Consider the following 24,782-nt stretch of genomic DNA (forward strand, 5'->3'; position numbering starts at 1 on the left):
CTCCTTCAAACTTTCAGAACGCACGACAGCCAGTCGCGATTCAGCGCGTGTATGTCTTCAGCCACGCGGACCCATGTTTCGTCCAACGGATACCAGACCCAAATGCCGTCATGTCCGCGCCGATAGGCAAATTCCAGACCATCCACACCTGGTCGCCCAATGCAAAACGCCTCGCCGTCCGAAGATAGATGCGCGTCCGCCAAAGGATAGATGTGCTGCATCCGAGACAGCGGGTCGTAGCGTCCATCGGCAAAGTCCCGGAAGTAGTCGACGGCGCCTGGTGGGCAATCGGCGGGGTTCGGGTTTCTCATGCCAGTGCATGCCGGATGGCGGCCGAATAGCGGCCGGTGACGTGGTGCTCCAGCTGCCGCTCGATATCGCCCAGCAGCGAGGAGGCACCAAAACGGAACATGTCCGGTTGCAGCCACCTGTCGCCAAGCTCGTCTTTCATCAGCGCGAGGTAGGTCAGCGAATCCTTGGCCTTGGAAATCCCGCCGGCGGGCTTGTAGCCGACACGGTAGCCAGTGCGCTGGTGGTAGTCGCGGATCGCCCGGATCATGACGAGCGAAACGGGCAGGGTGGCGTTGACGCTTTCCTTGCCGGTCGAGGTCTTGATGAAATCGGCGCCGGCCATCATGCAGACGAGGCTGGCGCGGGCGACATTCTTCAGCGTGCCCAGCTCCCCGGTGGCAAGGATCGCCTTCACATGCGCCTCGCCACAGGCGGCGCGGAAGGCGCGCATCTCGTCATAAAGCGCCTGCCAGTTGCCCTGCAGCACGTGCCGACGCGAGATCACGATGTCGATTTCGCGCGCCCCAGCCTGCACGCTTTCGTGGATCTCGGCCACCCGCAGGTGAAACGGCGACAGCCCGGCAGGAAACCCGGTCGAGACGGCGGCGACCGGGATGCCGGTGCCCTCCAGCGCCTTGACGGCGGTCTCGATCATGTCGTGATAGACGCAGACCGCGCCGGTGGTCAGCCCCTCCATGCCCAGTTCTTGCAGGATGTCGGCGCGCACCGGCTGGCGCGCCTTGGCGCAGAGCCGGCGCACCCGGCCCTCGGTGTCGTCCCCGGCAAGGGTGGTCAGGTCGATGCAGGCAATCGCGCGGCACAGCCACGCGGCCTGATGCTCTTTCTTGACACTGCGGCGGCCGGGCAGGGTGGCGGCACGGCGCTCGATGGCCGAGCGGTTGGCCTCGGTGCCCAGCACCCAGTCAAGGTCGAGCTCGACCCCCGGGTTGCGGGGTTCGAAGGTCTGCGGCAGGTGGGATGTGTCGTCTTTGGCTTTGGTTGTCGTGGCCATGGGCGGTGCCTCCGGTCTCTTGCAGCAACGGTGCCACGGGCTGCGTCGGGCGGCAAGAGGTCCCTTCGCGGCAGTGGCGGGCCGGAGCCCGATCCATCAATGGATCGGGACTGATCCGTTGACGGATCAGACGTCCCGACCCGCGGCGCGGACGCTCATTTGCGGATCACACCGGCCCGTCGGGTGAGGGTCTGCACGTCTCGACGGGAGGTGCCTGCGCCGATCCATCAATGGATCGGGACTGATCCGTTGACGGATCAGCGCCCTCAGCGCACCCAGACCTCGACCCGCCGGTTCGCCTGCTTGCCCCAGGCGCTGTCGTCGCAGGCCATTGGCAACGCCTCGCCGAAGGCCGCCGTCTCGATCAGCACCCGGTCGAGGTTTGCCGTCTCCGCGGCCGCCAGCACCGCGTCGCGCACAGCCTCGGCCCGGCGGGCCGCGATCAAGCGATTGCCGGTGGCCGGCCCGTCCCCATCCGAGAAACCGACGAACATGACCGAGCGGGTGTCGTATTTGCCCGCCTCCAGCGACCGCGCCAATTGCTGCACGTTCGACAGCGACTGCGCGTCCAGCAGGGTCGATCCGGCGCGGAACCGGAACGAGGTCGACAGCCGGTGGCGCGTGCCCAGCGTCCGCACCAGCCGCTTCAGCTCCTTCAGCGGCACCTCGTCCCCGGCGGCGGTGATCGCGTTGGCAAACCGCTCGCCCTGGGCGTCGATGGTCACCTCCTCCGGGGCCTGGTCCACGAAACCGGCGCGGCGGATCACGATCTGCGCCGGGTCAGACCGGGTGAAGGTCAGGAAATCCCGCGCCAGCTTGGGCAGGCGCCGCGCCGGCAGGTAGAGGAACATCGGCGCGGTCAGCGGGTAATCCTCGGTCTTGATCGCAAGCCGCGTGGCGCGCAGGTTGAAGCCGCAGCGCCCGCTCAACATCACCGGCTTGGCATTGCCGGTCTCCGAAAAGCTGGCAATGCCCACCGCCAGCACATCGCCCGCCACCGTTTCGGCGACGTCGGCGCTGGTGCCATGACGGATCACCCCGGCGGCCAGCGAAAGCCGGGCCGGCGCCATCAGCTTGTCCTGCACGCTCTGCGCCACGCCGGTTTCGGCCTCCGGAAGATGCAATACCACCGGCGCGTCCGGCCCGCCCAGTTGCAGCCAGTTGGTTACCTCGCCGGCGAAGATCCGCGCCAGCTGTGCCGGGCTGATCGCGCTGCGCGGGTTCGATGGCGACACGATCGGCACCAGCGCGTCCAGCGCCAGCACCCGCGACCGGTTTGGACCGGTCAGGTCGCCCAGCCCCAGTTCGCGCGCAGCACGTACTTCGGAGGGGCGCACTTCGCGCAGTGACATGACGATATCGCTCTCGTCCGCCATCAGGTCGGCGAACCCCTCGGTCGTGGTGGTGTTGTGGAAGTGGAAGACCGCCTTCTCGACGCCGCTGTCCCTGTCGCGCAAGATGTACGAGAAACGGCCGTCTCCGGCCTGATCGCGCACCGCCTGCAGACCGTTACGCGCAGCGAAGGCCTCGATCAGCGCCGGCATCAGAACCTCGCCCATGGCGGCAGAGCCCGAGACCCGCATCTCGGCGACGTAAGCTTCCAGATTGGGGCATCCCGGTCCTTCGCAGGTCACGCCCGAGGCGTCGATGGTGATCTCGCCATAGACGGTGCCCAGCCGGTAGAATTCGCCGTCGAAACCCAGCAGCGTGCCGTCGATACGCACCGCCCCGTCCAGCGAGGTGACGGTGACGTCCTGCGCCGCCACCAAGGACGGCAGGGACAGCAGAAATGGGAAAAGTGCGGCGCAGAACGCCGCACAGAACTTGCTCATGTCGCCCCGTTTGTCTCGCGTCAGTTGGCGGCGACTTTCAGGTCTTGGAGCAAATTATTCAACACCAGAAAATCACCCGAGCCGTCGCAGTCCGGCATGTAGAGCGTCAGATCGTTGCTGCGCAGCGATTGGCCGGGGGTGTGTTGCAGGGTCTGTGCCTCGATCTCGGTGCCGCAATTGGCCTCGGTGACCTCGGCTTCGACCGACAGAGCGACGCGGCCTTCGGTTTCCGACATCTGCGAGGGGAAGGTGTAGACCTCGGCCATCAGCGCCTCGGGACCGGTGTCATGGCCAAAGCGCGTCAGGAAACCGGCGGTGCCACTGGCGGCATTGGCCAGATCGCCGGGTGCGTCGCCGTGGACGTGGCCGGCGCTGAAATAGCTCGCATCGAATTCCAGCGCATGCAGGCCAAGCCCGGTATCGCCGCGCCATTGCACGACCACGCGATCATAGAAGGCAAGAGTGGGCACCTCGATCTGCGCCACGGCGCCTTCGCCATTGCCGAAAGAGGCAATGAAGACGGCATTCTTCGACAACGCCGGAACACGCAGCTTGCCGCGGCCGTCGTCGCCGGTCAGCGCGTGAAACATCATGCCATTGTGGTGCAGGGTAAAGCGCTCGCCGGGCAGGCAGGCGGCCTCGACCGTCAGGTCGGCCATGGCGGCGGGGGCCGGGCTTGCGGTGAGGGTGATGTCACAGGCCGGCGCCGGTGTGCTGGTGGCGGTTTCCGGCGCGGTCGCGGCATCCAGCATCGCGTCGGCCTCGACGGTCGAGGCGATCTGCAACGGCATCGGCGTATCGGCATCCTCCAGAAGCGCCAGTTCGACCCCGGCAGAGACGGGCACCGCGGCTTCGATCTTGTCCTGCGGCAGCGCGGCAGTCTCCTGCTCCTGCGGCAGCGCGGGCAGACTGCCGGCGGCGGTGGGGGTGATTTCCTCGACCTCCAGACCGGTGGGCAGCGCGGTCAGCGATTGTTGCTTGACCGGGGCGGTGTCGTCCAACTTCGGCGCGTCACCTGGATGGCCGGCCAGGTTCTGCATCACGAAGCCGATGGCAAAGATCGTCGCGCCCGAGCCAATCGCCATCGTCGCCTTGTTCACCGGGATCCGCCGGCGGCCGGTGCGCGGGGCGGGGGCCGGCGTGTCTGACGCCTCGGCCTGCTTGCCAGCGCGCTTTGCCAGCTTTCCAAAGGGAATCCTGCCCGAGGGGAGTTTGCCAAACGGAAGTTTCATCTCTGCCTCCTTGCCCACCACGGGGCGTCCATGGCGACAGGTATGGTCCCGGATCCGGGCGGAGATTGGGCGGCACGGCGGAGTCTTTCTGACCCTTATGCCCGTATTGTCCTCAATTGCGACACAAAGCCGGCGTCCGCCCGGGATTGACGGGCGGGCCGTTCAGCCCAACCCGTCGGGTCTCAGACCTGCCCGTGGCAGTGCTTGAACTTCTTGCCTGACCCGCAGGGGCAGGGCTCGTTGCGTCCGGGGGTGCCCCATGTCGAAGGATCGTTTTCATCGAAGCCCTCGACCGCGGTTTCCAGAGCCGGAGCGGCCTCGCCCTCGGGGCGAGCGTTTTCGGTGATCTTCTGCTGCGCCGCCTGCTGCTCCTGAATCTGGCGCATCAGCTCGGCCTGCTCTTCGGGCGACATCGGGCGGATCTGCGCCAGCTTCTGGCTGACTTCTTCACGCAGGCTGTCCAGCATCGATTCGAACAGCTGGAACGACTCGTTCTTGTATTCGTTCAGCGGGTCACGCTGGGCATAGCCGCGGAACGCCACAACCGAACGCAGGTGCTCCAGCGTCAGCAGGTGCTCGCGCCACTTGGCGTCGATGGTCTGCAGCAGAACCTGTTTTTCGATGTTGCGCATGGTTTCGGGGCCGAAGGCGCTGGCCTTCTGCGCCATGTACTTGTCGCTTTCGTCCTCAAGCCGTTCGCGCATGACGTCCTGATCGACGCCTTCTTCCTCGGCCCAGTCGCGGATCGGCAGGTCCATCCCGAGATACTGGATCACCGCGCCCTGAAGCCCCTCGACATCCCACTGGTCGGCGTAGGATTTCGGCGGCAGATGGCGGTCGACCAGTTCGTCGATCACTTCGTGGCGCATGTCCTGCACGATTTCCGACAGGTCCTCGGCTTCCATGATTTCGCGCCGTTGGGAGAAGATCACCTTGCGCTGGTCGTTCATCACGTCGTCGAACTTGAGCAGCTGTTTCCGGATGTCGAAGTTGCGCCCTTCGACCTTGGCCTGCGCGCGTTCCAGCGACTTGTTCACCCAGGGGTGCTCGATCGCCTCGCCTTCCTTCATGCCCAGCGTGTTCAGCACCTTGTCCAGCCGCTCGGACCCGAAGATCCGCATCAGGTCGTCGTCCAGCGACAGGAAGAAGGACGACCGGCCCGGGTCGCCCTGCCGGCCCGAACGACCGCGCAGCTGGTTGTCGATACGGCGGCTTTCGTGGCGCTCGGTGGCCAGCACGTAAAGCCCGCCCGCCTTCTTCACCGCTTCCTCGTCCGAGGCGTGCTCGGCCTCGATCCGCTGACGGATCTCGTCGGGATGGCCTTCGGGATCGGCGGCGATGGCCTCCATGATCTGGAACTCGACGTTGCCGCCCAGCTTGATGTCGGTGCCGCGCCCGGCCATGTTGGTGGCGATGGTGATCGCGCCCAGCTTGCCGGCATCGGCGACGATCTGCGCCTCCTGCTCGTGCTGGCGCGCGTTCAGCACATTATGCTTGAGCCCGGCCTCGGTCAGCGCCTTGCTCAGCATCTCGGACTTCTCGATCGAGGTGGTGCCCACCAGAACCGGCTGGCCCTTTTCGTGCGCCTGGCGAATCTCGTCGATGATCGCCTGATATTTCTCGGCCGCCGTGCGATAGACCCGGTCGTCTTTGTCGATCCGCTCGATCGGCTTGTTGGTCGGCACCTCGACGACGCCCAGACCATAGATCTGCGCGAATTCCTCGGCCTCGGTCACCGCGGTGCCGGTCATGCCGGACAGCTTGTCGTAGAGACGGAAGTAGTTCTGGAATGTCACGCTGGCGAGCGTCACGTTCTCGGGCTTGATGTCGCAGCCTTCCTTGGCCTCGATTGCCTGGTGCAGCCCGTCGGACAGGCGCCGCCCGGCCATCATCCGGCCGGTGAATTCATCGATCAGCACGACTTCGTTGTCGCGGACGATATAGTCCTTGTCCTTCTGGAACAGCTTGTGCGCGCGCAGGCCCTGGTTGACGTGGTGCACCACGGTGGTGCTTTCCGGATCGTAAAGAGACTGGCCCTCTGGCAGCAGTGCATGGGCCCGAAGCTGGTCTTCGAGGAACTCGTTGCCCTCGTCGGTGAAGGTCACGTTGCGGCTTTTTTCGTCGATCGTGTAGTGATCGTCCTGCAGCAGCGGGATCAGCTTGTCGATGGTCTGGTACAGGTCGCTGCGGTCGTCGGCGGGGCCCGAGATGATCAGCGGCGTCCGCGCCTCGTCGATCAGAATGCTGTCGACCTCGTCCACCACCGCGAAGTTGTGGCCGCGCTGGAACATGTCCTTCAGATCGGACTTCATGTTGTCGCGCAGATAGTCGAAGCCCAGCTCGTTGTTGGTGGCATAGGTGATGTCGCATTTGTAGGCCGCGTGTTTCTCGGCCTCGTTCTGCTGCGGATAGACCACGCCGCAGGTCATCCCCAAGGCGTTGTAGACCTTGCCCATCCATTCGCTGTCGCGCTTGGCGAGGTAGTCGTTGACGGTCACGATGTGCACGCCCTTGCCGGTCAGCGCGTTCAGGTACGAGGGGAAGGTGGCGACGAGGGTCTTGCCCTCACCGGTCTTCATCTCGGAGATATTGCCCTGATGCAGAAAGATCCCGCCCATCAGCTGCACGTCGAAGGCGCGCAGGCCGAGCGCCCGCCGCGCGGCCTCGCGGCAGTTGGCGAAGGCCTCTGGCAGCAGATCATCAAGACTCTCGCCGGCCTTGGCACGGGTCGACAGCTCTTCGGTCTTTGCCTTGATCTCGTCGTCGCTCAGCGCTTCGAATTCGGGCTCCAGCGCGTTGATCTTGTCGACCAGTGGCCGCGTCGCCTTGATCTTGCGGTCGTTCGGTGTGCCGAACACCTTTTTGGCGATTGTTCCAAGGCCCAACATGATGTCTCCGTCCGAATTGTGCGCACAACTGCGTGTCCACGGCTTGCCCGTCCTGTCATCAACCCATATGCCTTCGGGGGAAACAGGCGTCCGGTAGGACAGAAGCGATGTAAGCGGCACCCCAGTAAGTGTCAACGCCGCCCTCGGATGCCGTCACGAATGAAGGAACACATGATGTTGAATTGCCTGAAAACCTCTGCGCTGATCGCCGTGCTGGCCGTGCCGGGTTTCGCGGAACAACACGAAGCGCCCTCGGCCGACATGGTGGTCGCCACCGTCAACGGCACCGAGATCACCCTCGGCCACATGATCATGATCCGCACCGCGCTGCCCGACCAGCTCAAGCAGTTGCCGGACGATGTCCTGTGGGACGGCATCCTCGACCAGATCGTGCAGCAGACCGTGCTGATGCAGGACGGCCCCGATGAGGTGTCGCGCCGCGTCGCGCTGGCCCTCGACAACGAGGAACGCGCGCTGCGTGCCGCCGAGAAGGCGCAATCGGTGATGGAAGAGGCGGTGACCGAGGCCGCGATCACCGAGGCCTACACCCAGAAATACGAAGGCGAGGACCGCGGCGCGGAATTCAACGCCTCGCATATCCTCGTCGAGACCGAGGAAGAGGCCGCCGAGATCGCCGCGCAGGCCCGTGACGGCGGCGACTTTGCCGGTCTGGCGAAAGAGCACTCCACCGGCCCCTCCGGTCCCGGCGGCGGCGAGCTGGGCTGGTTCGGCGAAGGCATGATGGTGCCCGAGTTCGAAGCCGCGGTGAAAGAGATGGGCAAGGGCGACGTGTCCGACCCGGTGCAGACGCAGTTCGGCTGGCACGTCATCAAGCTGAACGACACCCGTGTCGCAGAAGCGCCCGATCTTGAATCAGTGCGTGGCGAGATCGCCGCCGAGGTCCGCAACGCCGCGCTCGAGGCCGAGCTGGACAAGCTGACCGAGGCCGCCGAGGTCACCCGCACCGCAAAAGAGGACATCGACACCTCCGTGCTCAAGAACCTCGACCTTCTCGGACAGTAAACCATGGCAAAATCCCTGCCCGTTTCGCCTCTTGCGCCCGCTGGTTTCCCCGATCTTCCGGTGATCTCCGGCGTTAGCTTCGCCTCTTGCGAGGCGGGGGTGCGCTACAAGGGCCGCAAGGACGTCATGCTGGCGCTGCTGGCCCCCGGCAGCGCCGTGGCAGGGGTTTTCACCCGCTCGGCCACCCGCTCGGCCCCGGTTCTGGACTGCCAGTCCAAGCTGGGCGGCGCGGCCGACGACGGTGCGGCGATCCTTGTCAACGCGGGCAATTCCAACGCCTTCACCGGGCGGGCGGGGGAACACTCCGTCGCCGCGATCTGCGCGGCGGCTGCCCAGGCGGCCGGGGTGCCCGAGGCGCGCGTTTTCACCTCTTCCACCGGCGTCATCGGTGAACCGCTGCCGCACGACCGCATCATCGCGGTGCTGGACAAGCTGACGGCGGAGCAATCCGAAACCGGCATCGCCGACGCCGCCCGCGCCATCATGACCACCGATACCTATCCCAAGGGCGCGACCCAGACGGTCGACGTGGGCGGTAGGCAGGTGCGGATCGCCGGCATCGCCAAGGGCTCAGGCATGATCGCACCCGACATGGCGACGATGCTGGTCTATATCTTCACCGACGCGCAGATCGCCCAGCCCGACTTGCAGGCGATGCTGTCGGACCTCACCGAAACCACCTTCAATGCCATTACGGTGGACAGCGACACCTCGACCTCTGACACCCTGCTACTGGCCGCCACCGGCGCCTCCGGCGTCGATGTCACAGGCGAAGCAGACTTCCGCACCGCGCTGGGCGAGGTGATGATGGACCTCGCGCATCAGGTCGTCCGCGACGGCGAGGGCGCCACCAAGTTCGTGCAGATCGACGTCACCTCGGCGGCCTCGGACGGTGACGCCAGGACCCACGCGCTGGCCATCGCCAATTCGCCGCTGGTCAAGACCGCCATCGCCGGCGAAGACCCCAACTGGGGCCGCGTCGTCATGGCCATCGGCAAGAGCGGCGCACAGGCCGACCGCGACCGCATCACAATCCGCTTCGGTGACACGCTGGTGGCCGAAAACGGCTGGGTCCACCCCGACTATAAAGAGGCCGACGCCGCCGCCCACATGAAGGGGCAAGAAATCCGCATCTCGGTCGATCTTGGTATCGGCAGCGGCACCGCCCGCGTCTGGACCTGCGACCTGACCCACGGCTACATCGACATCAACGCCGATTACCGCTCCTGAGCCTTCGGCCGCGAGGCCACCCAGCAATAGCCGTCCGGGTCGAGGATGAACGCCTCGCGCAGCCCGTGCGGCCTGTCCCGTGCCGCGGCCAGCACCACGCCGCCCGCTGCCTCGGCCTTGGCGCAGGCCGCGTCCGGGTCGCTGTCATAGAGCCGGATTTCCACCCCCAGCCCGCGCGGCGGCACCGCGGGCAGCATCGCCTGCAGCGGGTGCCCGGCATAGGTGCCATCGGAATGCAGCTGGAACACCTGCCCGCCGTAGGTGACGATGGCAAAGTCAGCCGACACCCGGTGCAGCCCCATGCCGAAGACCGCGCGCAGGAAGTCCGCCGTCGCCCGAACTTCGCGGACAAGGATGTTCAGCCCCATTCCGCGCAAGGACCCGCCGAAATCCTCGGGTGAGACGCTCTCATAGTCCATTTCGGCCCCCAAACCTGACGCTCGATGGTTGAAGCTGCCCCGCGCCCCTGTCAATGTCACCGCCAAACAAGAGAAGAAGGCGCCAAACATGCCCGACAGCCACCCGATCATGAATGTGCAGACCCCGGAACTGCCCGAAGAGCAATTCTTCACCGATCCCGCCGCCGCGGTCGATCACCTCTGCATGCTTTATGACCGGGCGACGTCCTTCCTGTCGGATGCTTTCCGCAGGGCCATGGTCGAAGGCCAGCCGGCCACCCGCTATCGCGCCTTCTATCCCGAGTTGCGGATCACCACCGCCAGCTTCGCCCGCGTCGACAGCCGGCTCAGCTTCGGCCATGTCGCAGAGCCCGGCAGCTATGCCACCACGATCACCCATCCGCGGCTGTTCCAGCACTACCTGAAGCAGCAGATCAAGCTGCTGATGGGCAATCACGGGGTTCCGGTCTCGGTCGCGGTGTCGGACACGCCGATCCCGGTGCATTTCGCCGTTGCCGCCAAAACCGAGGTGACGGTGCCGCAGGAGGGCGCCGCCGACTTCATCCTGCGCGACGTCTTCGACGTGCCGGACCTGTCGACGACCAACGACGACATCGTCAACGGCACCCATGTGCCCCGCGCCGACGGCAGGCGACCGCTGGCACCGTTCACCGCGCAGCGCATCGACTATTCGCTGGCTCGCCTGGCGCATTACACGGCGACCGACCCGGCGCATTTCCAGAACCACGTGCTGTTCACCAACTACCAGTTCTACGTCTCCGAGTTCGAGGCCTACGCCCGCGAAATGCTGGCCGATCCGGCCAGCGGCTACACCAGCTTCGTCAGCACCGGCAACATCGAGATCACCGAGCCGGATCAGGAGATCCCGCCGACGATGAAGCAGCCGCAGATGCCGACCTATCACCTCAAGCGGCCCGGCGGGGCCGGCATCACGCTGGTCAACATCGGCGTCGGCCCGTCCAATGCCAAAACCGCCACCGACCACGTCGCGGTGCTGAGGCCGCACGCCTGGCTGATGGTGGGCCACTGCGCGGGGCTGCGGAACACCCAGGCGCTGGGCGATTTCGTGCTGGCCCACGCCTACCTGCGCGAGGATCGGGTGCTCGACGACGACCTGCCGGTCTGGGTGCCGATCCCGGCGCTGGCCGAGATTCAGATCGCGCTGGAGGAAGCGGTGGCCGAGGAAACGCAACTCTCGGGCTACGACCTCAAGCGCATCATGCGGACCGGTACCGTCGCCAGCGTCGACAACCGCAACTGGGAGTTGCGCGACCAGGAGGGCCCGGTACAGCGGCTGTCGCAGTCACGGGCCATCGCGCTCGATATGGAGAGCGCCACGATCGCTGCCAACGGGTTCCGCTTCCGGGTGCCCTACGGCACGCTGCTCTGCGTGTCGGACAAGCCCCTGCATGGCGAGTTGAAGCTGCCCGGCATGGCCTCGGCGTTCTATCAGACTCAGGTCGCGCGGCACCTGAGGATCGGGATTCGCGCCATGGAACACCTGCGCGAGATGCCGCTGGAACGCATTCACAGCCGGAAATTGCGTGCTTTTGATGAAACAGCCTTCCTCTGACGCTAGGTGAAGTGGCAAAAACCCCTATTTTTAAGGCCTGCGCAGACACAAATTGTTGTGTTCCCCCGCAACATCCCGTTTAATGTCGATAATGAGGCCCAACAGCTGGGCAGACCGAAGGAGACCAGAAAATGGCAAAACCGATGACCAAGACCCAGCTCGTCGCCGCGCTGGCGGAGGAGATGGACACCGACAAGAAAGCAGCCGGTGCGGCGCTTGACGCGGTGTGCAACGTGATCACCAAGGAAGTGTCCAGCGGCGGCGCCGTGACCCTGCCGGGTGTCGGAAAATTCTATCTGCGCGAGCGTCCCGAGCGCATGGTGCGCAACCCGGCGACCGGCGAACAGTTCAAGAAAGAGGCCGATCAGGTCGTCAAGGTGACCATCGCCAAGGCGCTGAAGGACAGCGTCAACGACTGATCCGCGGGTCTACCGAATGATCGAAAGGGCGTCCCATGCGGGCGCCCTTTCCCTTTGTCAGGCGGAGCGGCTGCGCCGCGCAGGTTTGTCAGGATGGGGGCCAGCCCCCAAACCCCCGGGATACTTGCAGCCAGAAGAAGGCGCATTGCCTCGGCGCCGTCAGAGCGACGTGCAGATGTATTTCATCTCGAGGAACTCCTCAATGCCGTGGTGGCTGCCCTCGCGGCCGAGGCCGGATTGCTTGACGCCGCCGAAGGGGGCGACCTCGGTCGAGATGATGCCGGTGTTGACGCCGACGATGCCGTATTCCAGCCCCTCCTGCACGCGGGTGATGCGGGCGTAGTCGCGGGCGTAGAAGTACGATGCGAGGCCAAAGATTGTGTCGTTGGCCAGCGCGATCGCCTCTTCCTCGGTGTCGAATTTGAACAGCGGCGCGAGCGGGCCGAAGGTTTCCTCGTGCGCGACCTTCATGTCCTGGGTAACGCCGGTGGCCAGCGTCGGCTGGAAGAAGGTTCCGCCCAGATCGTGACGGTTGCCGCCGGTGATGATCTGGCCGCCCTTGTCCTGCACGTCGGTGATGTGGTCGCGGACCTTGTCCACCGCGTCCTCGTTGATCAGCGGGCCGGTGTCGGTTCCGTCCTCGAGGCCGTCGCCGACGTTCAAGCCCTCGACCGCCGTCTTGAGCTTCTCGGCGAACTGGTCATAGACGCCCGCCTGCACGTAGATGCGGTTGGCGCAGACGCAGGTCTGGCCGTTGTTGCGGAACTTACACATCATCGCGCCCTCGACCGCCGCATCCAGATCGGCGTCGTCGAAGACGATGAAGGGCGCGTTGCCGCCCAGCTCCATCGAGCACTTCATCACCTGATCGGCGGCCTGTTTCAGCAGAATGCGGCCGACCTCGGTCGAGCCGGTGAAGGTCAGCTTGCGGACCTTTGCGTTCTCGCAGAACTCCTTGCCCACCTCGGACGAACTGGACGAGGGCACAACGTTGAAGACCCCCGCGGGGATGCCGGCGCGGTCTGCAAGCACGCCCAGCGCGATGGCCGACAGCGGGGTTTCCGCGGCGGGGCGCGACAGGAAGCTGCATCCGGCGGCCAGCGCCGGACCGGCCTTGCGGGTGATCATCGCGGTGGGAAAGTTCCACGGCGTGATCGCGGCGGCGACCCCGATCGGCTGCTTGATCACGGTGATGCGCTTGTCGCGCTGGTGGCCGGGGATGGTCTCGCCGTAGATGCGCTTGGCTTGCTCGGCGAAGAACTCGATGAAGGACGCGCCATAGGCGATCTCGCCCTTGGCCTCGGCCAGCGGCTTGCCCTGTTCGGCGGTAAGGATGGTGCCGAGGTCGTCCTGATGCTCCACCATCAGGTCGAACCACTTGCGCAGCACCTGCGCGCGCTCCTTGCCGGTCCAGTCGGCCCAGTCCTTCTGCGCGGCATGGGCGGCGTCGATGGCACGGGCGATCTGGTCACGGCTGAGGTCGGCCACCTGCGCGATCACGTCGCCCCGGGCCGGATTGGTGACGTCGAAGGTGCCGTCGTCGCCGTCGGTCCATGTGCCGTTCACATAGGCGCGGGTTTCCAGAAGCGACGGGTCGTTCAGGTGCGATTTCAGGTCTGTCTGCTGGTCGAGCATGGGTTCTTTCCCCCGTTGGTATGAGCCGTGTCTGTCGTGACAGATAGCCCCTTGCCACATGACGGCAAATGCGCGTATCTGGACGCGGACCGGGGCGATGGCGTCGCCCCATGCGGTCCGTTCCCAACAGTCCTGTACGCCGGGACCTTTCTTTGACGAGGAGGGTCGCTATGACTGCACGTCCGGATTTCTATCGGTTTCACAATGGCGAGAAGGCCGCTCTGCAATTCGCGGATGCGGAATACGAGGCGCGGCTTTCGGGCCTGCGCAAGCGCATGGCAGAGGCGGGCTGCGAGGCGGCCGTCCTGACCTCGATGCACAATGTCAGCTATTATTCCGGCTTCACCTATTGCGCCTTCGGGCGGCCCTACGCGGTGGTGGTGACGTCCGAGGTCAGCGTGACGATCAGCGCCGGCATCGACGCCGGCCAACCATGGCGGCGCTGCTACGGTGACAACATCACCTATACCGACTGGCAGCGCGACAATTACTGGCGGGCGATCCTGTCGGTCACCGGGCCGGGCAAGGCCGTGGGGTACGAGAGCGATCACCTGACGCTGCTGCAGAAGGGCAAGCTGGAAGCGTTCCTCAAGCCGTCGCAGATGGTCGACCTCTACGAAACCACCATGCGCCAGCGGATGATGAAAAGCGCCGCCGAGATCGAACTGATCCGCGCCGGGGCCGCCGTGGCCGACGTCGGCGGCTACGCGATCCGCGACGCCGTCAAGGAGGGCGTGCGCGAGATTGACGTGGCGATGGCTGGGCGTGACGCCATGGAGCTGGAGATCGCCAAGCGCTTTCCGGATGCCGAGTACCGCGACACCTGGGTATGGTTCCAGTCGGGGATTAACACCGACGGGGCGCACAACCCGGTGACATCGCGCAAGCTGGAGCGCGGCGATATCCTGTCGCTGAACACCTTCCCGATGATCTCGGGCTACTACACCGCGCTGGAACGGACGATGTTCGTGGGCGAGGTGGACGATGCCTCGCGCCGGATCTGGGAGGCCAACGTCGGCGCGCATGAACTGGGGATCTCGGCCCTGAAGCCGGGGGCGAGTTGCGCCGAGGTGACCGAGGCGGTCAACCGCTTCTTCGAAGAGCGCGACCTGCTGCAGTACCGCACTTTTGGCTATGGCCACAGCTTCGGGGTGCTGAGCCACTACTACGGGCGCGAGGCCGGGCTGGAGCTGCGCGAGGACATCGACACGGTGCTGGAGCCGGGGATGGTGATTTCGATGGAGCCGATGCTGACCATCGGCGAGGGCAATCCCGGTGCCGGGGGCTATCGCGAACACGATATCCTCATCATCACCGAGGACGGCAACGAGAACATCACCGGCTATCCCTACGGGCCGGAGTTCAACGTCGTCGGTTAAAAGACGGGCGCCCCGGACCTGATCCGGGGCCTCAGCTCACGCTGGCCATGAGGTGCTGGGTCAGGCCCGGGACCGCGTTCTGTGAAAGGGCCGGCGTCGTCAGCCCATATGGCCCATGCGTGCGCGGGCCTTGCCGCGTTCGAGGCCCAGCTGCCGTTCACGCCAGATGATCAGCGCGCCGGCGGCCATGACCACGCAGGATCCGATCACCGTGGCGATGGTCGGGATCTCCGCGAAAAGCACGTAGCCCGCCACCACCGCGAACAGCATCGAGGCATATTCGAAGGGCGCCAGCACCGACGCCGGGGCAAAGCGGTAGGACGAGGTCAGCAGGATCTGCCCGACGCCGCCGATCAGCCCGGCGGCGATCAGCATCGCGGTCTCGCGCGGCGTCGGAACGGCCCAGCCGAAGGGCAGGGTGAACAGCGAAAACAGCGCCGCCGTCAGCATGAAGTAGAACACCACCGCGGCCGCGTGCTCTGTCTGGACCAGGCGGCGGATATGCACCTGAGCCAGCGACCGGAAGGCCGCCGCCGCCAGCATGATAAGCGCGCCGGTGGTGGCCGCGCGCTCGGCCGTGCCGTCGAAGCTCAGTTGCGGCCAGAGGATGATGATCACGCCCACCAGCCCGATGCCCACGGCGGTCAGGCGGAAGGCACGGATGCGCTCTCCCAGCAGCAGGGCGGCAAGGATCACCGTGATGATCGGTGCGGCAAAGCCGATGGCGGTGACCTCGGGCAGGGGCAGCAGGCCCAGCGCGGCAAAGCCCAGCCCCATCGCCGACACCCCGATCAGCCCGCGCCACACGTGTCCCATCGGGTTGCTGGTGCGCAGCCCGGTGCGCAATTCCCCCCGCCAGAGCAGCCAGACCAGGATCACCGGGATCGAAAACGCCGCGCGGAAGAACACCGCTTCACCCGGCGGCACCGCCTCGGCGGTGGCCTTGATGAGAACGGCCATGATGGTGAAAAGGGCAAGCGCCGATAATTTGAGCGCGATGCCGCGACTGATGTGCATTCCTGCAACCTGCGCTTTTGTCCTGCCGAGAGTCAATTGCACCGCGCGCATGGCCGCTATGCAACCCCCGACGCTGTCGTAAGGCCGAGCGAAAACCACCGGGGCCTCCGGCGCGCGTTTTCCTGAGCAGGATAAAGCGGCACTGGTTCGCGGCAGGACATGAGGTGTATCACCGTGATACAGCCGGATCGAGTGTCGATGAGATTTTTTGCCCGCCAGTCCCAAGGATCGTCTGCCGTGCCGCGTCATACCCCTGACATGCGCGACACGGTTAGCATCGAGACACTGGCCCTGCAGGCGGCGGGCGGCGAACGCGAGGCCTTCTCGCGGTTGCTGACGCTGGTCTACGACCGCATCTTCGCGATGGCCTTCCGGCTGACCGGATCGCGGGCCGAGGCCGAGGACCTGACACAGGACCTCTGTGCTGCTCTGCCCGACAAGCTGCGCGCGTTCGACGGGCGGGCGCGGCTGACCACCTGGCTCTATCGCGTGGTGGTCAACGCCGCGCATGACCGGCGGCGGCGCAACGCGTCTTTCGCTCGCGCCGCCGCGGGCTGGGGCGATGTGGAACTGGCGCGCCGCGCCGAGGCGGAAGAGGCCGAGACGCAACTGGGATGGCTGGCGAAGGCGATGCAGGCCCTGCCCGAAGACCTGCGCGAAACGCTGGTGCTGGTGCTGGAGCCGCTGACCCATGCCGAGGTGGCCGAGATTCAGGGCCTGTCTGAAGGCACCGTCAGCTGGCGCATGTCGGAAATACGCAGGCGCCTGAAAGCGCTGAAGGAGGCTGAGCAATGAGCGACGATCTCGACAAGCTGGCGCAGGCCATGCGCGCGGCGACGCCGTCGCCCGATGCGGACCGTAAAGCCCGCAACATCGCCGAAGCGGAAAAAATCTTCGCCGACGCCCAAGGATCGCGGGATGTCACCCGTCCTACTTCTGAGCGCCCGATCAGGGGCGCCTTCATGTCAGGAGTATTTGCGATGCTGAATTCCCTCTCACCCCGCGCCGCGCTGGGCGCTTCGACTGCGATTGCCCTCTTGGCCGTCATCACCGTGGCGCCGATGCTGGACATGGACGATGTGTCGCGGACACAGGCACGAGCTCCGGCGCCGGCATTGGATCCTGCCACAGCCCCAGCCCCGGCCGAGGTCGCCGTCGACGCCCTCGGCGAAAGCAGGGCTGACGTGGACGCGACCGCGCGCGGAAACGCCAAGCCACTGGCCGACGTGGCGACATCGCAACCCACGGGCGGCATGGTGAAAATGGCCGCGCCCGAGGCGGAAAGCTACGCTGCTCCGCAGAGGAAGCGCGCCCTGCCCAGCGCCCCGACTGTCGCCGAGCCGATGATCGTCCGGCCCGAAGCCGACACCGAAGCCTACCCCGAGGCGCAGACCAACCCTCTGAAGGTCACCGCCGAGGACCCGGTTTCGACCTTTTCCATCGACGTCGACACCGCCGGCTGGTCGGTGTTGCGCAGCATGCTTGAAAACGGGCAGCTGCCCGACAAGGACACCGTGCGGATCGAGGAAATGGTGAATTACTTCCCCTACGACTACCCCGCGCCTGATGGCGACGCAGCCTTCCACGCCGGGGTGACGGTGGCCGACACGCCTTGGAACGACGGCACCAGATTGGTGCATATCGGCATTCAGGGCGCGCTGCCCGTTGTCGAGGATCGGCCGCCGCTGAACCTCGTGTTTCTCGTCGACGTTTCGGGGTCGATGGCCGATCCGAACAAGCTGCCGCTGCTCAAGCAATCGCTGCGGCTCATGCTGGGTGAACTGCGTCCCGAGGACGAGGTGGCCATCGTCACCTATGCCGGCCACGCCGGCGTGGCGCTGGAGCCGACCCAAGCCGCAGAGCGCGAAACCATCCTCGCCGCGCTTGACGCGCTGGGCGCGGGCGGCGGCACCGCCGGGGCGCAGGGGATCGAAACCGCCTATGCCATGGCAGACCGCATGACCGAAGAGGGCGAGATCGGCCGCGTCCTGCTGGCCACTGACGGTGATTTCAACATCGGCGTGCACGACCCCGAGGCGCTGAAGGACCTGATCGCCGGGAAACGGGACAGCGGCACCTATCTGTCCGTGCTGGGCTTCGGTCGCGGCAACCTCGATGACACCACGATGCAGGCCCTGGCGCAGAACGGCAACGGACAGGCGGCCTATATCGACACCCTCAGCGAGGCGCAGAAGGTGCTGGTGGACCAGCTCACCGGCGCGCTGTTCCCGATCGCCAACGACGTCAAGATACAGATCGAGTTCAATCCCGCGCAGGTCGCCGAGTACCGGCTGATTGGCTACGAGACCCGCAGCCTGCGCCGCGAGGACTTCAACAACGACAAGGTCGATGCGGGCGACATCGGTGCGGGTCATCAGGTGACGGCACTCTACGAGGTGACGCCGGTGGGGTCCGAGGCGCGGCTGACCGACCCGCTTCGCTATCAGGCGGCGCCCGAAGGCGCGGACAGCGACGAACTCGGCCTTCTTCGCCTGCGCTACAAGGCCCCCGGCGAAGGCGCAAGCCGACTGATCGAGACACCGATCACCGAAGGAGGAGAGGTCACGGCGGACATGCGTTTCGCCTTTGCCATCGCCGGCTTCGGTCAGGTCCTGAGGGGCGGCGATTACCTTGGTGACTGGTCGATCGGTGACGCCATTGCGCTGGCCAGCGGCGCCAAGGGCACGGACGCCTACGGCTACCGGGCCGAGGCCGTGCGCCTGATGCGGCTGGCCGAGACCCTCACACGCTAGGGCAGGGATGGGTCACCCCGGCGCCTGACGGCCCCGAAACGACCCATCCTACCTCACCCTCCGGAAAACGCCACGGAAGCGCCGCGTTCGACCATATGCGCCAGTTCGGTGGCGTCCCAGTTGGTCAGCCGCACGCAACCGTGGCTCTGGCTCTGGAACAGCGAGGCGGGCTCTGGCGTGCCGTGGATACCGTAAGTGGGTTTCGACAGGTCGATCCAGACTGATCCCACAGGCCCGTTCGGCCCCGGCGGCAGGGTCAGCGGTTCGGTGTTGTCGCCCTGCTGGAAGTTCTCGTCAGGGCGGTAGGAATAGGTCGGATCGATGGCGATGGCCTCAACCTCGTGGGTGCCCGACGGCGAGGGCAGCTCGGCCGAGCCCACCGTCGCTGGATAATTCGCCACCATCATCCCATTGGCGTCGAAGGCCGCCACCCGGCCCACATCCTTGCGCACCTCGATCCGCGTGACCGTGGCGGACTTGCGATCGCCCGGCGCAGCGACGGTGATCGTGTCACCCATGGCGAAACTGGAACCGCCGTTCAGGCTGCGCAGGAAATCCTCGTCCATGTGAAAACGCTCGGCCAGCTTCTCGGGCACGCTGGTGTACCCCATCTGGTCCAGTTCCGCGAGCTTGGCGTAGTCTTCGGGCAATGGGTCCGAAAGCCCCGATACATCGTCCTCGGTGATCGTATAGGACTGCAACACCGCATCATGCCCGGGTCCCCCCAGCGCCTGCCACACTTCGCCGTCCATGACACCGTCCGGGTTCAGCCCTTCGCGCGTTTCGAACGCCTTGATCGCGCTTTCCGACATCGGCCCCCGCCAGCCGTCGATGATGCCCGGGCTGATCCCGTCGCGGTCAAGCAGCACCTGCACGACAACGGCGATGGACGATTGCCCTTCGGGCAAAGGACCACCGTCATAGGTGGCCGCCTCGATGCTTGCGGGGCTGGGCTGCGACAGGGCGGCAAAAGGCGCCAGGATGAGGGCGGTGGCATAAAGATATGTTTTCATGTCTTTCTAACCGCGCAAGCCACGGCCGGTTCCCGGCCCGGTGGGCAATCGTCACCCGGGTGTCGTCCCGGCAGATGGGGCAAGGGCCCCCGATCCGCCGCTTCCGCTTGGCGTCTCGGCCAAAGGCTGGCACTGTGGCCGCAAAGCAGGAGGAGGCCCAGACATGTCCGTCACCCGGATCCGCCACAACATGGACCACTGGCAAGAGCGCGTCGACCTCGCCGCCGCCTTTCGCTGGACCGTCCGGCTGAACATGCACGAGGCAGTGGCCAACCACTTCAGCCTCGCCATCGACGACGCCGGCACGCGGTTCCTGATGAACCCCAACCAGATGCATTTCGCCCGCATCAAGGCCAGCGACCTGATCGAGGTCGACGCGAACGACCCTGCCGCGATGGAAGGCCCGGACGCACCCGATCCCACCGCCTGGGGGCTGCACGGCGGGCTCCACCGCCATTGCCCGCACGCCCGCTGTGCCATGCACGTGCATTCGGTCTTTGCCACCGTGTTGGCCAGCCTTGCCGACAGCCGCCTGCTGCCGATCGACCAGAACTGCGCCACCTTCTTCAATCGCTACGTGATCGACGAAGGCTATGGCGGGCTGGCCTTCGAGGACGAGGGCGAGCGCTGCGCGCAACTGTTTTCGGACCCGAAGCAGAAGGTGATGATCATGGGCAATCACGGCGTCATGGTGATCGGCGAAACCGTGGCCGAGACCTTCAATCGCCTCTACTATTTCGAACGCGCCGCCGAAACCTATATCCGCGCGCTCCAGACCGGGCAGAAACTGCGCGTCCTGTCCGATGAGGTCGCCGAGAAGGTCGCCAGCGAGGTCGAAGCCTACCCCGAGCAGGACCTGCGCCATTTCGCGGAACTCAAGGCGATCCTCGACGGCGAGGGCTCGGACTACGCGGCATGAGCCTCGCCCGCTTCCTGACGGCACAAGAGAACACCTGGCCACAAGCGCTGGCCGAGTTGCGGGCCGGCCGCAAGCGGAGCCACTGGATGTGGTTCATCTTCCCGCAACTGGCCGCTCTCGGCCGCTCGGCCACGGCAAAACACTACGGCCTTGCCGATCTGGCCGAGGCTAAGACCTACGCGGCACACAACGTCCTCGGCCCGCGCCTGCGCGAGGCCGGCGAGGCGATACTCGGCCACCCCGACCGCGCGGCAGAGGACATCATGGGCCACGTCGACGCGCTCAAGCTGCGGTCCTGCGCGACGCTGTTCGAGCGCGCCGATCCGGTGACGAACGTGCACCGGCGTCTGATCGCGACCTTCTATGACGGCACCCGCTGCCCGCTGACCCTGTCCGAACTAAGCGGTTGACGGGCGCGAGACCGGGTAAGGGATATCTTTCGTGCCCGGTCCCTGTCTGGTTCGCGATTTCCCCGAGGTGGCAACGTCTCCCGACCGGCCGAAAACCGTTGAATCTCCCTGAACCGACGATCGGTTGAGCCTGTCACTCGAAAGGGGCCGCGCAGCGCGGCATCAAGCCCCGGAAAAAAAGCAACCCGCGAGGGCCTCGCAGGTTGCTTCCGTATCAAACCGTGCTCGTCAGATCGGTCGGATCAGTCCGCGCCGCGGACCGGGATCGCCGCGCTGGGATCGGGGTGGAAGGTTCTTTGAACAAACCAAGCACCCACTGCCAAACCGATACCGATCATGTCGGTGATCCCGCCACCTTCGATCATGAAGAGCGCCGCGAGGATCAGCGCCAGCCGGATGAACCAGGCAGAGCGCCCGCCCATGAACCAGCCCTGCACGCCGCCCGACAGCAGGAACACCCCGACGATTGCGGTCGCCCCGGCCCTGAGGATTTCGAACCAAGTGCCTTCCATGAGCAGTGCACCATTGTAGAAGAACATGAAGGGCACGATGAAGGCGGCGATGCCAATCTTGAAGCTGGCGACCGAGGTCTCCATCGGATTGGCCCCGGATATGCCCGCCGCCGCGTAACTGGCCAGGGCCACAGGTGGCGTGATGGCCGAGAGCACCGCGAAGTAAAAGACGAAGAAGTGTGCCGTCAGTTGCGGAATGCCAAGTTGCACAAGGCCCGGCGCCACCACCGAGGCCGCCACGGCATAGGCCGCCGTCGTCGGCATCCCCATACCCAGCAGGATCGCGATGCACATGGCGAAGAACAGCGCCAGAAGCTGCGAGGCCTCAGCCAATCCCAGCAGCAGCGCCGAGAACCGCGCGCCCACGCCTGTCAGGCTGATGACACCGACGATGATACCGGCGCAGGCGCAGACCGCGATGATCTGGATCGACATGATCCCGGCCAGTTCGAAGGCCTTGAAGATGCCCTTGGGTCCCATGCGGAATGGCGTGAGCCACGACACCACCGCCGCCGCGACGGTGGCCAGCGTACCGGCACGGATCACCGAATAACCCATGAAGAGCGCGACGATCAGGATGATGATCGGGATGAAAAGATAGACCTGCCGGATCATCTTGTTGAACTTCGGCAGCTCGTCTTCCTTCATGCCGCGCATGCCCAGCTTGGCCGCTTCGAAATCCACCATGAAGTAGACGCTGACAAAGTAGAGGACGGCCGGGATGATTGCCGCGATGGCAATCTCCTGGTAGGGAATGCCGGTGATCTCGGCCATGATGAAGGCGCCGGCCCCCATGATCGGCGGCATGATCTGCCCACCGGTCGAGGCCGCGGCCTCGACCGCGCCCGAGGTCTTCTTGTGGTACCCAACCTTCTTCATCAGCGGGATGGTCAGTGATCCTGTCGCCACGACGTTGCCCGCAGAGGTCCCGTTGATCATCCCCATGAGGCCGGAGGCGAAGATGGCCACCTTGGCGGGGCCCCCCCGTGCGCGCCCCGCCGCTGCGAAGGCGAAGTTGACGAAGTAGTCGCCCACCTTCGACGCCTGCAAAAAGGCCGCGAAGATGATGAACAGGATGATGTAGGTCGAAGAGACCGCCGTGGTTGGCCCCAGGATCCCGGCATCCGAATAGACATGGCCAAAGAACCGCTTCCAGGTATAAGGCTGATCGACGGCCAGAATGCCGGGCAGCATATGCGCGGTGAAGGTATAGACCAGAAAGATGCCGGTGATGATGACCAGCGCAAGCCCCGCCACGCGCCGCGTCAGCTCCAGGATCAGCGCCGATCCTGCGGTGGCGGCAAAAGCCACGCCAATCGGGACGAAGGGGGTGCCGACCGAATTGCGGGCGGCTGTCGCGTAGATCGGGATCAGGTAGCAGGCCACCGCGATTCCGCACAGCGCAAGCAGGATGTCGGAGGCGCGAAACCGGCTCCGCGGTGCCTGTTCCAGCCAGCCAAGCACGATGCCGCCGAAGGTCGCAACCAGCAAGGGCAGGCCGAAGAACCACAGCTCTTGTGAATAGATCGGTGTGCCCGGAAAGGCGGGCCATGTGGTCAGGCCGCCCATTTCCGGCAGGTCGCCGCTGGCAACCTGCATGGCGAAGTAGATCGTCGTTCCGATGGCCACCAGCGCGGGCAGCATCAGCGCGAAAGACAGTTTTTGCAGCAGCCCGCCAGTGCCGTCGACCGGGTCGTCGCGGAAGGCGGCGGCGTGAAACAGCAGAAACCCGAGGCCAAGCGCCCCGGCAATGTGAACGATGCGGAAATTCCAGGTTTCCATCGGGAAGGTCGGCAGAAACGGAATTTCGATGCCGGTCCAGTCCGAGATCGACAGCCCGTTCAGCGCGGCCATGTGGAACAGCGCGTAAATCGCGGCCATGGTCGCAATGACCTGAAACCGCCAGCCTTCGAACAGGCGCCGATTGGCCTCGGCCGGTTCGTCGTCGACGCCCTCGGCGATCAGATGCTCGTCGTCGGTCGCGGTCTCATGTGTCATCCGCTCTTCTCCCCAAGTGCGCTGAATGCTGGATGGAATTCCGGTGTGGTCCGGAGGCGCAAAGCCCCCGGACCGCCGCGGCGCAGCGGCGCCGCAGGCAGGTTTATTTGCCGTGGATCATGTCGTCGGCGATGTCAGCGCCGGCGTTTTCCTTGAACCACTTGGCCGCGCCCGGGTGCCACATGAGAACCTTGTTCTTGTCCCAGTTCTCGGGAACCGTCGACGCGGCGGCCTTGTGGATGCCCTTCATCCGCTCGTTGTCGGACATCACGACATCGACGACGGCTTCGACGAAGCTTTCCGGCAGATCGCAGTTGGCAATCGCGAAGTTCCACATCGAAACCGAGCGCGCCGGGGCTTCCAGCGTGGTATAGGTATCGGCCGCGATATCGAACTCGGACACCGGGTAGGCTTCCATGATCTTGGCCTGCTCTTCCTCGGTGAACTCGATGATGTTCACGTCGGTCTGCACCTCAAGCTGGCTGACGGCAGGGACCGGCACGCCGGCGGCAAAGGCGATCACGTCCAGCAGACCGTCCTGCAACTGGCCGCCGAGGTCCGACCAGCCGCCGTTGCGACGCTCGAAGTTGACGCCCAGCGTTTCCATCATGCGCGGGAAGTAGGTGTCCGAGGTCGAGCCCGCGGGGCCGAAGCCGATGCGCGCGCCGTCCGGGATCTCGGAAACCGAGGTGATGCCGGACGAGGCCAGCGCGGTCACGCTGAACGGGGTCTGGTACATCGGGAACATCGCGCAGGCGCCGGTCATCTGCAGGCCGGGCGCGATCGGGTTGGTGCCGTTCAGCGATTCCGCCGCCGGGCCCATGGTGGTCATGCCGAACTGGGCGTCGCCGGTGTGGACCAGCGCCATGTTCTGCATCGGGCCGCCGGTCACTTCGCCGCCGCCGGAAATGCCCAGCTCTTCGGCCACCAGGTTGGCCCAGCCGGAGCCATAGGCGAAATACGTGCCACCCTGCGAGGCAGTGCCCACGGTAAAGCTGTCGGGCCAGCCGGTCCGGTCGACGTGCGATTCGGCGAACGCGGGCACAGCAAAGCTGGCCGCGACGATGGCGGTGATTGAAAGTGCTTTCATGATTTCCTCCCAAAACGCGGGTCCTGCCCGCTTGCTCATGAACGTTCGCGTCAAGGCAAACGTTGACGAGTGGGGTACAGGTCGCCATGCAATGCAACAACGAATTTTGTCGGTAATCCGAAATCTTCCCCGGCGCC

General features: G+C 65.4%; 20 protein-coding genes. 9 read left to right on the forward strand and 11 right to left on the reverse strand.

Going from position 1 to position 24,782, the window contains the following annotated elements:
• Positions 1-5 precede the first annotated feature (5 nt).
• The 5 genes from AC04PT_RS16030 to secA form a co-directional block, all read right to left on the reverse strand.
• Positions 6-311 carry a hypothetical protein gene (locus tag AC04PT_RS16030; RefSeq protein WP_482874734.1) on the reverse strand — a complete coding sequence of 102 codons (306 nt, stop codon included), beginning with the start codon at positions 309-311 and terminating at the stop codon, positions 6-8.
• Positions 308-1,303, reverse strand: a complete 996-nt coding sequence (gene deoC / locus AC04PT_RS16035) for a deoxyribose-phosphate aldolase (protein WP_482874735.1) — start codon at positions 1,301-1,303, stop codon at positions 308-310. The genes AC04PT_RS16030 and deoC overlap by 4 nt, the downstream gene beginning before the upstream one ends.
• A 266-nt stretch (positions 1,304-1,569) precedes the next feature.
• Positions 1,570-3,135, reverse strand: a complete 1,566-nt coding sequence (locus tag AC04PT_RS16040) for a substrate-binding domain-containing protein (protein ID WP_482874736.1) — start codon at positions 3,133-3,135, stop codon at positions 1,570-1,572.
• Positions 3,136-3,155: 20 nt separating this feature from the next.
• A complete protein-coding gene (locus tag AC04PT_RS16045; protein ID WP_482874737.1) occupies positions 3,156-4,367 on the reverse strand; it encodes a translocase in 1,212 nt (403 codons plus the stop codon).
• Positions 4,368-4,549: 182 nt separating this feature from the next.
• Positions 4,550-7,255, reverse strand: coding sequence for a preprotein translocase subunit SecA (gene secA, locus AC04PT_RS16050; RefSeq protein WP_482874738.1), 2,706 nt, complete (start codon positions 7,253-7,255; stop codon positions 4,550-4,552).
• Positions 7,256-7,429: 174 nt separating this feature from the next.
• Between secA and AC04PT_RS16055 the strand changes: the two genes are divergently transcribed.
• Complete coding sequence (locus AC04PT_RS16055; protein WP_482874739.1) at positions 7,430-8,278, forward strand: peptidylprolyl isomerase; 849 nt, start codon at positions 7,430-7,432, stop codon at positions 8,276-8,278.
• 3 nt (positions 8,279-8,281) lie between these two features.
• A complete protein-coding gene (argJ, locus tag AC04PT_RS16060; RefSeq protein ID WP_482874740.1) occupies positions 8,282-9,508 on the forward strand; it encodes a bifunctional glutamate N-acetyltransferase/amino-acid acetyltransferase ArgJ in 1,227 nt (408 codons plus the stop codon).
• On the opposite strand, the gene AC04PT_RS16065 is transcribed toward argJ, so the two are convergent.
• Complete coding sequence (locus AC04PT_RS16065; protein WP_482874741.1) at positions 9,496-9,927, reverse strand: VOC family protein; 432 nt, start codon at positions 9,925-9,927, stop codon at positions 9,496-9,498. The two genes, argJ and AC04PT_RS16065, sit on opposite strands and share 13 nt — an antisense overlap.
• Before the next feature lie 88 nt (positions 9,928-10,015).
• Between AC04PT_RS16065 and AC04PT_RS16070 the strand changes: the two genes are divergently transcribed.
• Complete coding sequence (locus AC04PT_RS16070; protein WP_482874742.1) at positions 10,016-11,500, forward strand: AMP nucleosidase; 1,485 nt, start codon at positions 10,016-10,018, stop codon at positions 11,498-11,500.
• Between the two features lie 131 nt (positions 11,501-11,631).
• Positions 11,632-11,919 carry an HU family DNA-binding protein gene (locus AC04PT_RS16075; RefSeq protein WP_482874743.1) on the forward strand — a complete coding sequence of 96 codons (288 nt, stop codon included), beginning with the start codon at positions 11,632-11,634 and terminating at the stop codon, positions 11,917-11,919.
• A gap of 159 nt (positions 11,920-12,078) precedes the next feature.
• On the opposite strand, the gene AC04PT_RS16080 is transcribed toward AC04PT_RS16075, so the two are convergent.
• Positions 12,079-13,554 (reverse strand): NAD-dependent succinate-semialdehyde dehydrogenase, encoded by a 1,476-nt coding sequence (locus AC04PT_RS16080; protein WP_482874744.1) that lies wholly within the window; start codon positions 13,552-13,554, stop codon positions 12,079-12,081.
• Between the two features lie 170 nt (positions 13,555-13,724).
• Here AC04PT_RS16080 and AC04PT_RS16085 point away from each other — a divergent pair, with 170 nt between their 5' ends.
• Entirely contained in the window at positions 13,725-14,933 is a 1,209-nt protein-coding gene (locus AC04PT_RS16085; RefSeq protein ID WP_482874745.1) for a M24 family metallopeptidase, read from the forward strand.
• A 99-nt stretch (positions 14,934-15,032) separates the two neighbouring features.
• On the opposite strand, the gene AC04PT_RS16090 is transcribed toward AC04PT_RS16085, so the two are convergent.
• Positions 15,033-15,950 carry a DMT family transporter gene (locus tag AC04PT_RS16090; RefSeq protein ID WP_482874746.1) on the reverse strand — a complete coding sequence of 306 codons (918 nt, stop codon included), beginning with the start codon at positions 15,948-15,950 and terminating at the stop codon, positions 15,033-15,035.
• Between the two features lie 258 nt (positions 15,951-16,208).
• Between AC04PT_RS16090 and AC04PT_RS16095 the strand changes: the two genes are divergently transcribed.
• Positions 16,209-16,745 carry an RNA polymerase sigma factor gene (locus tag AC04PT_RS16095; protein WP_482874772.1) on the forward strand — a complete coding sequence of 179 codons (537 nt, stop codon included), beginning with the start codon at positions 16,209-16,211 and terminating at the stop codon, positions 16,743-16,745.
• Positions 16,742-18,703 carry a vWA domain-containing protein gene (locus AC04PT_RS16100; protein ID WP_482874747.1) on the forward strand — a complete coding sequence of 654 codons (1,962 nt, stop codon included), beginning with the start codon at positions 16,742-16,744 and terminating at the stop codon, positions 18,701-18,703. The genes AC04PT_RS16095 and AC04PT_RS16100 overlap by 4 nt, the downstream gene beginning before the upstream one ends.
• A gap of 53 nt (positions 18,704-18,756) precedes the next feature.
• Here AC04PT_RS16100 and AC04PT_RS16105 read toward each other — a convergent pair whose 3' ends face one another.
• Positions 18,757-19,716, reverse strand: a complete 960-nt coding sequence (locus AC04PT_RS16105) for a L,D-transpeptidase family protein (protein ID WP_482874748.1) — start codon at positions 19,714-19,716, stop codon at positions 18,757-18,759.
• Between the two features lie 163 nt (positions 19,717-19,879).
• Between AC04PT_RS16105 and AC04PT_RS16110 the strand changes: the two genes are divergently transcribed.
• Both AC04PT_RS16110 and AC04PT_RS16115 read left to right on the forward strand, forming a co-directional pair.
• A complete protein-coding gene (locus AC04PT_RS16110; RefSeq protein ID WP_482874749.1) occupies positions 19,880-20,635 on the forward strand; it encodes a class II aldolase and adducin N-terminal domain-containing protein in 756 nt (251 codons plus the stop codon).
• Positions 20,632-21,045 (forward strand): DUF1810 domain-containing protein, encoded by a 414-nt coding sequence (locus AC04PT_RS16115; RefSeq protein ID WP_482874750.1) that lies wholly within the window; start codon positions 20,632-20,634, stop codon positions 21,043-21,045. Before AC04PT_RS16110 ends, AC04PT_RS16115 begins: the two co-directional genes overlap by 4 nt.
• 242 nt (positions 21,046-21,287) lie before the next feature.
• On the opposite strand, the gene AC04PT_RS16120 is transcribed toward AC04PT_RS16115, so the two are convergent.
• Both AC04PT_RS16120 and AC04PT_RS16125 read right to left on the reverse strand, forming a co-directional pair.
• Positions 21,288-23,555, reverse strand: coding sequence for a TRAP transporter permease (locus AC04PT_RS16120; protein ID WP_482874751.1), 2,268 nt, complete (start codon positions 23,553-23,555; stop codon positions 21,288-21,290).
• Positions 23,556-23,658: 103 nt separating this feature from the next.
• The gene (locus AC04PT_RS16125; protein WP_482874752.1) at positions 23,659-24,645 is read right to left on the reverse strand and encodes a TAXI family TRAP transporter solute-binding subunit; all 987 of its coding nucleotides are present in this window, start codon (positions 24,643-24,645) and stop codon (positions 23,659-23,661) included.
• Between the last annotated feature and the right edge of the window lie 137 nt (positions 24,646-24,782).

Source organism: Litorisediminivivens sp. KMU-197, from assembly GCF_056858395.1.